This window comes from Gluconobacter sp. P5H9_a (assembly GCF_018812085.1).
Lineage (GTDB): Bacteria > Pseudomonadota > Alphaproteobacteria > Acetobacterales > Acetobacteraceae > Gluconobacter.
Genome location: NZ_JACRVW010000012.1, coordinates 61,618 through 74,419, shown reverse-complemented (window position 1 = coordinate 74,419; position 12,802 = coordinate 61,618). Strand labels below are relative to the sequence as shown.

The following is a 12,802-nucleotide window of genomic DNA, read 5'->3' as shown; positions in this document are numbered from 1 at the left end:
GAAGCATCTTAAAAAGATACATCAGCGTCTAAACGTTCGACACTCAGGTCTCAGGAAAATAATCCCAAAACCAGCAGCACCAAAACGCCGCCAACATATCCCTTCCAATTCCATATTCAATTTTCAAAGATCATCATCTCATCCGCCCCGGCCAGACCCTCGAAGAAGGCCCCGCCGCGTCGGTGAACGGGCTTATACGGCCACCTACACACACCGTCAATCAAAAAATCATATAAAAATCAAAAAACTTGGTGAAGCCATTTTCTAAGACTGCCATCCTGCCCACCACGCCACCGCTCATATCCTGCAAATCGGTGAAAAACAGGCTTCTGATCTCGTCCGTCTGGAGCCGCATTAGTCCGTCATACCTTCCACGACGTTACTCACCTGAATTTAACGCTTATAGTGGATCATCATATGGCGTGCGGCACGCCACACACATTTTGTGAGCCGTTCTCGTTTCTGGAGTTTCTGATGACGGTTGATGCACTTCTCTCAAACAGCCAACAACTTTCACCAGATGAAGTGGAGTGGCAGCTCATTATAGATGCCATTAACCCCGCTATCCGTTCAGCCGTCGCTGATATGGTCGAGAAACATGCTGCCGAGAGTGTGGAAGTCTTCTATTCGACGCTCCTGACGCATCCAGAAGCCACACCTTTTCTCTCCAACCAGATTGTTAACGACCACCTTCATTCCGCTTTGCTGAGATGGCTGCAATCTCTCTTCTCATCTACAGCGCCTGACCTCGCACAGCTTGTAGCGACGCAGCGTCGGATTGGACTGGTTCACGCCCGGATGCGCGTCCCGATGCATGTCGTCATGCATGGAGCCCGCCTTCTTAAAAACACTTTGAGAAAACTGCTTTTCGAGATTTTCCTCACACCCGCGGATCTATCGACAGCCATCGATTACATCGAGAACATGATGGATCTGGCTATCGAAATGATGAGCCGAGAGTTTGTGAGGGATCTTCAGAAAGAAATCGAAACAGACGAGGCATACCGTCTTGTGACCCTTGGGCAGGATGTCACTCTTGAAAGAGAGGTCCAGCGTGCTGCACTCCTTGATTGGGGTCACAAGATATTACTCGCCATTTGCTGCAATGCTCCCCCTCCCCTCCCCTCATTGGAAAGTTCAGGGTTTGGGCTTTGGCTCAATCACAAGGGAAGTCTGCTGTTCCCGAATACAATGGGTATCGAGCATATTCGCACCTCAATGCGCCGCATTGATCGGGTCCTTATTCCAGCTCTCTCTGCTCAGGTCCCCCCAGACACAGCTCGCATTCACGAACTACAAGCCCAGATAGAAGAAATCCGTTTTCTAATGGATGACCTCTTCAAAGAGAGTGAGGCGCTTGAGAGCGGACGCGATCCTTTAACCTCAACCCTCAACAGGCGCTTTCTACCAACGATCATGGCGCGAGAAGTGGCTCAATCTATGCGCCGAGAGGTTCCATTCAGCATTCTCATGATCGACATTGACCACTTTAAATCAATTAATGATCGTTACGGCCATACTGGTGGAGACGCTGTTTTAAGAAGCGTGGCCGAAAAATTAATCTCATCCTGTCGGACAAGCGATTTTATTTTCCGATATGGCGGAGAAGAGTTTCTGATCGCTTTAGTTGAGACAGATACAAAAAGAGCTTTTCAGGTTGCTGAGCATATTCGTGAGAACGTCACGCACATATTAACCCAGCCAACCGGCTCCTCATTTTCCGTCACTGTTTCGATCGGCGTTGCCACATTTGATGGGCACCCTGATTATACACACCTCATCGAGGATGCTGATCGGGCTCTATATTATGCCAAGGCTGAAGGAAGAAATCGAAGCGTTATTGCTACGGATGCGTTAGCAACCCTCCCTCAGCTTCAGTAATTTTATAATTTTAAGAAAAGCCCCTTATCTAAAGTCGTGTAAGAACAAATTCAGATAAGGGGGTTCTCTCATCAGACGCAGAATACTGCGTTGGAGATGGACCTGAATACTGCGTTGGAGATGGACCTGAAAACTTACTGATCGCTCATTGCTGTATTCAGGATCGCAGCAAGACGAACACCTGCTTGCTGCAACCGAAGCTGGATGATCGGCCAGGCGATAGCCGTATAGGCTTCCTTGATATCCGCCCCTTTGACCTGTGGAAGAGCACCGTAGGCGACAGACCGTGCCAAAGAGTGGCTTTCGTCAGCCCAATCAATAACGGCATGATGAACATCGCCACCGGAAAGATCAGCCACCCAATATGCTGTCTCATCAGGCGTGATCGTGGCGCCGAGCCGAGTGGCTTCCTCGCGAGCATGACCAAAATCGATGGAATAATGAGGCCCGACAACCAAATTGGCCTGGCGATCCAGTACGCCTTCATCCCAGAGGGCATGAAGATTCATATGGCCGTTTGTAGTGTCCCCAAAATATGACAGCCGGATAGCATTCCCCCCTTTGTCATGATCACGCTCGGCAGCATGCAGAGGCTGATGCAAGTCACCAACCAGATGCACAACCCACTTTAAAGCATAGAGTCGACGCTGTGGGGACGCCGTGTGATCAGCGAGGATTTTTTCCAACTCTGGCAGTTTCTCGACAACGCAATTGCCGTCCGCACAATCGCGCGCCTGATCGTACGCCGGCTGAGACACATCCGTATCAACGTAATGCCAGAGCAGCGTCTCGGGTGCGCCGCCCTTCTTTTTGGGAACATGTCCAATCGTATCTGGCCATGACGCAACCTGATCCAGCGTTTGATGACCTTCCAGAGTCAGAAGCGCGGTCGCCGCTTTGGCGGCCGCTGGGGTCAGGCGATCCTGAGCGATATCAGCGACAATCGCATGCCCATAAGGCCCCCAGGCAAGTGCCTGCGAAGCCGTGCTTATCGTAACAGCACAGAACAAAGGGACAGAAAGGAGCCAGGTGCGCATAGCAAAACCATCTCGGACGTTATGAAGTCTGATTGCTTTTCTCACCCTTCCAAACTGCTCACAAGTGAATCTCTTGATACACTTGCTGCATTAAAATGACCGAACGGTTCGGCCTACCCCTTTCCTCTTGGCTTCTGACCTCGTAGAGAGGATGAGGACTAAAATGACTGAAATGGCGTGACGCAATTGCAAAAGCCACCTGCCCCGTTAGACCCCTCTCAAACTCCTCAATGGAGCCTTACATCGGAAGAGAATGCCCCTCTTCTGACACTCAAGGGCGCGTGGCTGGCACGAACAGGAAATATTCCTCAGTTTCCGAAAGACGGACTGTCTACAGTCCCCAATGACAGCACCCTCACCTTTGATATGTCTCCCATCACCGACTGGGACACAGGTCTCATCGCGTTTCTTTGGGACATCAAACGTAGTGGGCACGACAAACACATTACTCTGGACGCTCAAAGCCTGCCGCCCCCTGTAAGGCAGCTTCTCGCGCTCTTACCAGACGCCGCTGATGGCCCTCCTCCAGCAGCAGCCAAGCGTATTCCCGTTCTTGAACGGATCGGAGGCCACACAATCAGCAGCCTCACTGAAATTGGCACTGTTGCAAGTTTGGGCGGCATGACACTCCGTGGAGGTCTTCAGGCCCTGACAGGGCGAAGTCGGATGCGACTTTCGGATCTTCTGAGTGATACGGCCAATGCCGGTCCTCAGGCATTAATAATCGTCGGTATCGTCAATTTTTTGATTGGCGCCATTCTGGCTTTTGTTGGCGCAGTCGAGCTTCAGAAATTTGCTGCTGGTATTTACGTTGCAAGCCTTGTTGGCATCGCCATGGTTCGTGAAATGGCCGCCGTCATGACCGCCATCATCATGGCAGGACGAACCGGAGGCGCATACGCAGCGCGCATTTCCACCATGCAGGGCAATGAAGAAATTGATGCCCTCAACGTCTTCGGCATTCCAACATCCACGTATCTGATACTTCCGGCAGTCCTATCGCTCGTTATCACGATGCCATTTCTCTACCTCTACGGCTGCCTGATCGGCATGCTGGGAGGGTTCGTGGTCGCAATTTCCATGCTGGATATTACGGCTGCTGGCTATTTCCATCAGACAATCACGTCCTTCGGTATCGGCCAGTTTATTTTCGCATTTGTTAAAAGCATTGTCTTCGGTGCCTTCATCGGGCTGACCAGTTGCCGGATTGGCCTGAAGGCTGGACGATCAGCCGCTGATGTTGGCATCGCTGCCACACGGGCTGTTGTGGTGGGAATTGTCGGGGTCATTGCGATTGACGCCATTTTTGCCGTTATTGCCGATGTGCTGGGAATCTGACGCATGACCGATACCCGAAAAACTGTTCTTTCAATGCAGGATGTCACTCTCGCATTTGGACCGAAGGTTATTCAGAAGAACATCTCTTTAGAAGTTAAGAAGGGCAGCATTTTTGCCGTTATGGGCGGCTCTGGCTGCGGCAAGAGTACACTTCTGAAAAGTATGATTGGCCTGCTTCGCCCCACGGCAGGAGAATATCAGGTCGATGGCGAAGATTACTGGTCTGGCACTGAAGCAGAACGAACAGAGCTCAACCACAGGTTCGGCGTTCTTTTCCAAAGCGGCGCTTTATGGAGTTCCATGACTCTCGGGGAAAATGTCGCCCTTCCCCTTCAGATGTTCACGGACCTCAAACCAGGTGTCATCCGGCGGCTCGTAGAACTCAAACTGGGGTTTGTAGGTCTCCTGCCAGCCATCGACATGTCTCCGTCAGAGATCAGTGGCGGCATGCGCAAGCGTGCTGGCTTGGCACGAGCAATCGCACTGGATCCGGATATCCTGTTCTTTGACGAACCCTCTGCAGGTCTGGACCCAATCACTTCGGCCCGCCTGGATGACCTGATCCTCAATCTCCGAGATGGTCTCGGTGCGACCGTCGTTATCGTCAGCCATGAACTCTCCAGTCTGTTCCACATCGCCGATGACGGAATATTCCTGGACGCAAAAAGCAAAATCCCCATCGCCCACGGGTCTCCGAGAGACCTGCGCGACCACTGCGACGAACCTCAGGTCCATGCTTTCATGCATCGGGAACGCAACGAAGAAGGACGCAATTGATGAACAAGCAGGCTCTCGTAGGCGCCTTTGTTGTTGGTGGGATCGGCCTTGGCGTGGCAGCCTTCGTGCTGTTCGGCAACTTCCATCCCTTCACCCGCATGGAAAAGGCCGTCCTTATTTTCCATGGAGCATCTTCCGGCCTATCCGTGGGTGCGCCAGTCACTTTCCGTGGTGTGCAGGTTGGAGCGGTGGACAAGGTCGTTATCGAATATAACCCACAAACAAGAGACGCTTACATCCCTGTCTACATCACGATGCGGCCAGACAATATTACCCTCACCAACAGCAGCGCTCATCACTTCCCAACAATCCGGGATCTGGTGTCACAAGGCCTGCGAGGGGAAATGAATCTCAAAAGTTTCGTCACCGGCTCTTCCGAAATTGATCTGGATTTTGCGCCTGACACGCCAGCCGCTCTGCATCCTGACATTGCGACAGTTACGGAAATTCCGACAAAGCAGTCGTCCATTCAGGCGATGACACAAACTCTGCAAAATCTGCCCTTCAAGCAAATTGGCGACAATGCCAACGCCACCCTTGCAGCCGTCCGTGAGCTTTCCGACAAACTGGACAGAGACATGCCTGCACTGATCGAAAGCATCCGTGCAACATCCGATCACAGTCGGGACATGATTGATGCAAGCAAAGACCTCGTCACGCATCTTCAGCCCGAGCTGGAACATACTCTCAACAGTCTGAACCGACTTGCAGATGCTGGCTCCGACCAACTGACTGCGCGTGGGAAGGAACTCCAGGCTCTGCTGTTAAGCAGTAACCAAACCATCCAGAAGGCCGGGGAAAGCCTGAATAATATTCAGAGCATTACATCTCCACGCTCGACAGACCGAGCCAATCTGGAAGCCAGCCTGCGCGATATCGCTGCGGCAGCCTCTGCTCTGCGAGGGTTCGCAAACGACGTAGAACGCAATCCGCAACTCCTCCTGACGGGACGCCACTGATGAGACTACCTTTCGCTTCCCTAGCCCTCGTTGGTCTGCTGCTCAGCAGTTGCTCGTCCCCACCAGTGCGTTTTTACACTCTGGGAGCCCCTGCCATCGGGAACAATCTGCCCGCCAGCACGGCACCAGAGACTATATTAGCCGTCGACCCCGTCATTATTCCTGATTATCTCGATAGCCAGGATATTCTTGTCCGCGATGGAGATTTACTGGACCGGAGCGCGAATGGACGATGGGCCAGCCGCCTGTCCAGGGGCGTTACAGATCTCGTGACGGCGCAGTTGTCTCGTAGCTGGCCTTCAGTTTTCGTAACGACACACCCTTCCGCAGGGTCACCGCAAACGCGGCTGGTCATCACGATCAACCGTCTCGATATTACGAAGTCTGGTCAAGGAACGTTGGAGGCTGACTGGTCCTTTGTTCCAACTGACGAACACCACCCTGTTGCGCGCCAGCGCGCCAGCTTCAGTGCCCAGGGATCGGTGGCTACCGATGATAGAACCGCAGCACTGACGCGTGAACTCGTCAACCAGTTAGCTGTAAAAATCGGAACCTCTGCTCCAGTTATGTAAAAATATTGAACAGGAAGGCCTGAAACAGACCTTCCTGTTTCAGTTCATGCCTCTGGCTGTGCATTCATCAACGCAGCCACTGCCTCCCATTCGGGTGCAGCGTCAGCAGCACCATGACGCGTCGTTGCCAGCGCCCCACAGGCAGACGCAACGCGGACAGCCTCGGAAAGAGGCTTCCCCTGCGCCAGAGCGAACGCCAGCCCGGCGTTGAAACAGTCTCCGGCTGCCACAGTATCAACAGGCTGGATGCGAAATGGCGCACTATGGCCACTACGTGTTCCATCATGCCAAAACACGCCACGGCTTCCCATTTTGACGAGGACGGCTTTTACACCTTTTGCCAAAAGTAAGTTCGCTGCCTTTGCCGCGTCTTCTACCGTTTCAGGACGGATACCTGTCAATTGGAAGGTTTCACTTTCGTTTGGCGTAATAACATCGATTTCATGCCAGAGTGCTTCCAGAAGACCGTGCTCCGGCGCTGGTGCCGGGTCCAGCACAACCAGTGCTCCCTTAGCCCGCGCCTTACACGCTGCAGCTAAAACCGCCTTCTGAGGTACTTCAAGTTGCAAGAGAACTACGGCTGCCCGCTCGAGCCATTCCGATGCCGCTTCAACGTCGGTTTCATCTACCGCCATGTTCGCGCCACCAACCACAGTGATGCAGTTTTCTCCGCTCCCATCAATCCCGATCAACGCAATTCCGGTGGCGTGAGAAACATCTTCTCGCAGGGGAGAAAGATCCACTCCAAAACGCTCCAGTTCCTGACGCGCCTGTGCACCAAAACCGTCCTGCCCTATGCGTCCCGCCAGAGCGACCCGCACCTCAGAGCCAGCGGCCAAGCGCCCTGCTGCCGCAGCCTGATTACTGCCTTTACCGCCGAGCATGACAGCGTAGCTTTCGCCATGCACAGTCTCCCCAGGTCGAGGTAAACGGGTAGCCCGAGCGGTTACATCAATATTGATGCTTCCAAATGACAGGATCAGGGATTTCGTCGTTGGCATAGGTTTGATCTCGGTAAAATTGGGAAAAATTTCTTAGCATTAGGCTTGCAACGCCGTCAGTAGCCGTAAAGAATTTGCCTCTCCAGCCAAGCGATAACCGACATATGGATCGTATCGCCTATGGTTATTTTTTTCCTAAAGGGAGATGAATTTCCCATATTAATAGTTTCATTACTAAGCTAGGATTTCCTGAGCCGATGGAGACGTAGCAGCTTTTTTTTCAAGGTTTCCACAGCCGCGCCAGAAACGTTTCAACTGACAGGGTAAGTCTAACTATGTCCTCTGCCAATCGACAGACCTCCTCTCGCACAGCCACGAAAAAAGCCGCAGCGGCGTCTCGAAGCAAAAAAGCGGCTCTGCCCACTCCAGAAACCGTTATCGAAGCTTCATATGTTGGTGTAGAGCCTGTCGCTTCCGCAGAGGTTCCCACGAGTGGGCCGTTCCTCCCTGACATGGTCTGTGCCTTTGATAAGACATGGTACATGCGTGAGTACCCGGATGTGGCAGCTTCAGGCCTTGACCCGGCAACGCATTACCGGGAAGCGGGTTATCGGGAAGGTAGAAAGCCCAATCGCTTTTTTGACCCTGAAAAGTATCGCGCTGCCAATCCGGATCTGTTGGAATACGAAGATGACCTTCTGATGCACTTTGTATTTTACGGCCTGAACGAAGGTCGGCGCATTAGCTGATCCTTACTCAACCTTACTACAGAGCATAGCGCAGCCTCCTTCATTTTTTGTAATCGGTTGCGCCCTGCGGCTTGCCCTCCCCTCCTGGACAGAAGAGACTTCGCTCTCCGTACTCTGTTCAGGAGTCCCTGTATCGTGAAAAACCTTCGCCCCCGTCTCGCTGTCGATATGGATGAAGTCATTGCAGACGCACTTACTGCTCAACGTCTTTGGTACAAGGATGTCCACGGCTATCAGTGGACAGAAAACGAACTAAGGGGACGCCATTTAGGCGACTTGGCTACTCCGGAACATGCTGCGGGAATGCAGGCACTTCTGCATGACGGACACTTCTTCGGTGACCTTGACGTCATGCCCGGCGCACAGAATGCACTGGAATTTCTGAGCCAGCATTTCGACATTTTCATCACGACCGCAGCAATGGAGTATCCAGCCTCCTGCGCGCCCAAATTCCAGTGGCTACAGAAAAACTTTCCCTTCATTCCCACTCTGAACATCGTCTTCTGTGGGCACAAAAGCATTCTCGCTGCCGATTTTCTCATCGACGATAATGTGCGGCATTTTCAGAATTTCAGAGGACAGGGCATCCTGTTTTCCGCTCCCCATAATCTGAATGTGGAATGGTCGCCGCGGGTCGCCGACTGGAAAGATGCCGTTTCCTATCTGATGCAAATGCATCCCGAAACAGACGCTCCATAAACGCTCGCTCCCAGCCTTACAGCCAGAAATTACAGCATTGTAAGCTAACAGGCTTTTTTGCTTTTGGATTTGTGGTTCTGTTTAAGATACAGGTTTTCACCCTATTTTTTTCAGCTTCTGGTCAGTGAGCACATTCCGTTTATGTCCACCCCTTATCGCGCTGGTGCGTTTCGCCTCTCCCCTGAAGATTATCGTGCACAAACGGATGTCGCCCGAGCAAATCCAGAAGCATACTGGCAGGATCAAGGGAAAAGACTGGACTGGATTAAAGCACCATCCAGCGCGCAGGACACCGGAAATGGATGGTTTTCAGATGGAACGCTGAACGCCAGCTTCAATTGCCTGGACCGCCATCTGGAAACACGTGGAGATCAGACCGCGCTGATCTGGCAGGCAGAAGAAGCAGAGCACATCATCCGCCTCACATATCGTGACCTGCATGAGCGCGTATGCCGTCTGGCGAATGTTCTGCGTGATCACGGTATTCGTCGGGATGATCGCGTTGCAGTTCACCTGCCAACAGTGATCGAAGGCGTCGTGAGCATGCTGGCCTGCGCACGGCTGGGTGCCATCCATGTCGTGCTGTTCGGCGGCTTCTCGCCTGAAGCTATTGCAGACCGGTTGGCAGACAGTGGCGCCAGTTTGGTCATCACGGCCAATGTCGGGCGGCGTGGCGCGAAACGCATTCCTTTCAAGACAACAATGGACTCTGCGTTGAGCCTGCGTCCCGACAGCTTGTCCGTAAAGCACGTTCTGGTCGTCAGTGTCACAGACGAGCCCGTTCCAATGCAGGCGGGCCGTGATGACATGCTCAACCCGCTGCTGGCGTTGGCTTCAGTGTCCTGCCCGATTGAAACAATGGCCTCCACGGACCCGCTGTTTCTGCTTTACACGTCCGGAAGCACAGGCAAACCAAAAGGCATTGTCCATGGAACAGGCGGGTACCTGACCTGGGCCTCCTACACACACGAACTCGTCTTTGATCATCAGGCAGGTGATGTGTTTTGGTGCACGGCCGATATCGGCTGGATTACCGGTCATACCTACGTAGTTTATGGTCCGCTCTCGAACGGCGGCACCGTTCTCCTGTTCGAGGGCATGCCGTCTCATCCGAAGCCCGGTCGCTGGTGGGATGTTATTCAGGCCCATAAGGTCACCACATTCTATACCTCTCCCACCGCCATTCGTGCCCTGATGCGCGAAGGAAACGATGTTCCCCGCGAATACGACCTGACCTCTTTGCGCGTTCTGGGAACTGTCGGTGAGCCGATCAGTCAGGAGGCATGGTCCTGGTTCGATGATGTCATTGGTGGTGGGCGTTGCGCCTTCGTAGATACCTGGTGGCAGACTGAAAGCGGTGGCATCCTGATTTCGCCCGTTCCAGGCGCTGTCAAAGAAAAGCCAGCGTCTGCAACACTCCCACTTCCCGGCGTAAATCCCATCCTGGTTGACGACAAGGGACATCCGCTGGAGGGCGCAACAGAAGGTGTGCTCTGCATTGATGGATCATGGCCAGGTCGCGCACTGACGATCTGGAACGACGATGCGCTCTTTGAAACAACGTATCTTCGCCCCTACCCCGGCCATTATTTTACGGGCGATGGCGCACGACGCGACGAAGACGGCTATTACTGGATCACCGGCCGGGTTGATGACGTCATCAATGTTTCTGGACATCGCATCGGCTCTGCCGAGATTGAAGATGCACTGGCTGCAGAACATGCGATTGTTGAAAGTGCCGCAATTGGTATTCCGCATGACCTGAAAGGTCAGGGCATCGTTGTGTATGCTGTGGCCCGTGATCCGTCCCATCCTGACTTGGAAATGCTTGCCGTTCGCGCCATCGCTGCGAAAGTCGGGCGTTATGCGGTGCCTGAAAAAGTATATATCGTCCCTGATCTTCCGAAGACGCGCTCTGGCAAAAATGTCAGACGCCTGATGCGCAAAATTGCCTGCGGCGAGACTGATGGCCTTGGAGACCTCTCCACTTTGGCTGATCCAGAAATTGTGGAAGTTCTGATCGCTATTGTTCAGGGCTAACCAACCGGCACGACCAGCTTTTTCAACACAAGCTGGTCGTTGTCCTGCGAGATTAATGTGATGGAGCTTCCCTGGCGCCGAAAGCTTCCCCCATCATGGCGAACCGATGTTCTGGCAGGGCTTTCGCTCGCTTTTACAAACATCCCGCAGGTCCTTGGTTATGCCCGCATTGCGGCCATGCCACCCGTCACCGGGCTTTATACAGTTCTTCTGCCTCTTGTGGGCTTTGCCGCCTTCGGCTCTTCCAGACATCTTCTTGTCGCGGCAGATTCCGCCACTGCGGCCATTCTCTCTGGCGCCGTTACAGCCATGGCTGCACCAGGAAGCGCACACTACATGGCGTTGGTCAGCGCTACCGCGCTCCTTGCCGGAATGCTGCTTCTGGCCGCCAGATTATTTCGCCTCGGTTTTTTGGCAGACTTTCTTTCTCGAACAGTCCTTATTGGCTTCATGACGGGTGTCGGCGTCCAGATCGCCATTTCCATGTTTCACGACATGCTCGGCATCCAGACGACATCGCATAACCCCGCGATGCAGGCGGTCGAAACTCTTACTCAGGCCGCTCATCTCAACCTGACATCCACCCTTACCGCCGGTGCCACCGTGGGCGGCTTGCTCCTTCTAAACCGGTTTTTCCCACGATGCCCTGCCGCATTACTGGCCGTCGTTGGCGCTATTCTGGCAGACAGAACCGTCCCATTCCTGACGCGGAATCTCCCGACGCTTGGCCCTATCCAAAGCGGACTGCCGACCTTCCAAATACCCATTATCAGCTGGAATGAACTGCTTGCGCTTTTTCCTGTGGCAGCCTCATGCGTCTTCGTCATCATCACCCAAAGCGCTGCAACATCCCGCGTGTACGCAACACAGTTCGACGAAGAACTGAACGAAAACAGGGATCTGACGGGATTGGCAGCTGCCAACATACTTGCGGCAGTCAGTGGTACCTTCACTGTTAACGGCAGCCCAACCCAGACAGCTATGGCAGTGCGAGCTGGTGCCCGGAGTCAGGTGGCACAAGTTGTCTTTTCTCTTTCCACCCTGATCGTGCTCCTCTTCCTAGCCACACCTTTGCAATACCTTCCACAATGCGTACTTGCCGCGATTGTCTTCACTGTCGCGCTGGGAATGATCGAAATCCGCGCACTGCTCTCAATCCGTCAGGAGAGCCCGGGAGAGTTCTGGCTTGCACTTGTGACAGCGGCAGTCGTTATTGGTATGGGAGTGGAACAGGGCGTTCTTACTGCGATCGCCCTGTCGCTCTTTCGCCATGTGCGCCACAGCTACAATCCCCATACTGCGGTTCTCCAGCCCTTTACTCCTCACGGGCCTCTGGAAGCCGTTCCAGCGCATGCAGGCCTGGAAAGTGAGCCCGGCCTTATTATCTTCCGCTTCTGTGCTGACCTGTTCTACGCCAACTCCGCCCGGTTCAGCCGAGATATTCTGACACTGCTCAGCGATGCCCCCCACCCCGTTCACTGCATCCTCATTGAGTGCAGCGCCATCACGGATATTGACTATTCAGCTGCCAACGACCTGCGCCTATTACTCACGACACTGAAACAACGGCAGGTGAGGATGATTTTGGGACGTGTGAGCCAGGATCTCAGGGCAGATATGAACCGGCATCATTTGATAGCCGCAATCGGTCCAGAAAATATTTTTGAAGAACTTCACACTGCCCTTGCCGCCGCCAAGCGTTATACAGAGCCAACAGACCACATAACGAGCATTCCGGCTCCCACACGACAGCCATCGCGATGACCTTCTGGACGACACCAAGATGATATTCCCCGCTTACTGGAAGAC

At 53.5% G+C, this 12,802-nt stretch carries 12 protein-coding genes; 9 read left to right on the top strand and 3 right to left on the bottom strand.

Annotation, left to right across the window (positions count from 1 at the left end):
- Window positions 1-220 precede the first annotated feature (220 nt).
- Window positions 221-355, bottom strand: a complete 135-nt coding sequence (locus KP708_RS15960; protein ID WP_256445232.1) for a hypothetical protein — start codon at window positions 353-355, stop codon at window positions 221-223.
- Between the two features lie 119 nt (window positions 356-474).
- Between KP708_RS15960 and KP708_RS11650 the strand changes: the two genes are divergently transcribed.
- Window positions 475-1,881: a diguanylate cyclase gene (locus KP708_RS11650; protein ID WP_215748714.1), complete on the top strand. Its 1,407-nt coding sequence runs from the start codon at window positions 475-477 to the stop codon at window positions 1,879-1,881.
- 134 nt (window positions 1,882-2,015) lie between these two features.
- On the opposite strand, the gene KP708_RS11645 is transcribed toward KP708_RS11650, so the two are convergent.
- Window positions 2,016-2,918, bottom strand: a complete 903-nt coding sequence (locus KP708_RS11645; protein WP_215748715.1) for a S1/P1 nuclease — start codon at window positions 2,916-2,918, stop codon at window positions 2,016-2,018.
- A 177-nt stretch (window positions 2,919-3,095) separates the two neighbouring features.
- On the opposite strand from KP708_RS11645, the gene KP708_RS11640 reads away from it, so the two are divergent.
- The 4 genes from KP708_RS11640 to KP708_RS11625 are packed head-to-tail and all read left to right on the top strand — an operon-like array spanning window position 3,096 to window position 6,564.
- Window positions 3,096-4,256 carry an MlaE family ABC transporter permease gene (locus KP708_RS11640; protein ID WP_371822649.1) on the top strand — a complete coding sequence of 387 codons (1,161 nt, stop codon included), beginning with the start codon at window positions 3,096-3,098 and terminating at the stop codon, window positions 4,254-4,256.
- Window positions 4,257-4,259: 3 nt separating this feature from the next.
- Complete coding sequence (locus KP708_RS11635) at window positions 4,260-5,033, top strand: ABC transporter ATP-binding protein (protein ID WP_215748716.1); 774 nt, start codon at window positions 4,260-4,262, stop codon at window positions 5,031-5,033.
- Window positions 5,033-5,992 (top strand): MlaD family protein, encoded by a 960-nt coding sequence (locus KP708_RS11630; RefSeq protein WP_215748717.1) that lies wholly within the window; start codon window positions 5,033-5,035, stop codon window positions 5,990-5,992. The genes KP708_RS11635 and KP708_RS11630 overlap by 1 nt, the downstream gene beginning before the upstream one ends.
- Window positions 5,992-6,564: a membrane integrity-associated transporter subunit PqiC gene (locus KP708_RS11625; protein ID WP_215748718.1), complete on the top strand. Its 573-nt coding sequence runs from the start codon at window positions 5,992-5,994 to the stop codon at window positions 6,562-6,564. Before KP708_RS11630 ends, KP708_RS11625 begins: the two co-directional genes overlap by 1 nt.
- Before the next feature lie 44 nt (window positions 6,565-6,608).
- On the opposite strand, the gene KP708_RS11620 is transcribed toward KP708_RS11625, so the two are convergent.
- Window positions 6,609-7,565: a ribokinase gene (locus tag KP708_RS11620; RefSeq protein WP_202206750.1), complete on the bottom strand. Its 957-nt coding sequence runs from the start codon at window positions 7,563-7,565 to the stop codon at window positions 6,609-6,611.
- 275 nt (window positions 7,566-7,840) lie between these two features.
- On the opposite strand from KP708_RS11620, the gene KP708_RS11615 reads away from it, so the two are divergent.
- From KP708_RS11615 to KP708_RS11600, 4 genes are all read left to right on the top strand, one after another.
- Complete coding sequence (locus KP708_RS11615; protein ID WP_215748719.1) at window positions 7,841-8,254, top strand: hypothetical protein; 414 nt, start codon at window positions 7,841-7,843, stop codon at window positions 8,252-8,254.
- Between the two features lie 135 nt (window positions 8,255-8,389).
- Complete coding sequence (locus KP708_RS11610; RefSeq protein ID WP_215748720.1) at window positions 8,390-8,953, top strand: 5' nucleotidase, NT5C type; 564 nt, start codon at window positions 8,390-8,392, stop codon at window positions 8,951-8,953.
- A 141-nt stretch (window positions 8,954-9,094) separates the two neighbouring features.
- On the top strand, window positions 9,095-10,993 hold the full coding sequence (acs, locus tag KP708_RS11605) for an acetate--CoA ligase (RefSeq protein ID WP_215748721.1): 1,899 nt from the start codon (window positions 9,095-9,097) through the stop codon (window positions 10,991-10,993).
- Between the two features lie 60 nt (window positions 10,994-11,053).
- On the top strand, window positions 11,054-12,757 hold the full coding sequence (locus KP708_RS11600; RefSeq protein WP_215748722.1) for a SulP family inorganic anion transporter: 1,704 nt from the start codon (window positions 11,054-11,056) through the stop codon (window positions 12,755-12,757).
- The last annotated feature ends 45 nt before the right edge of the window (window positions 12,758-12,802 follow it).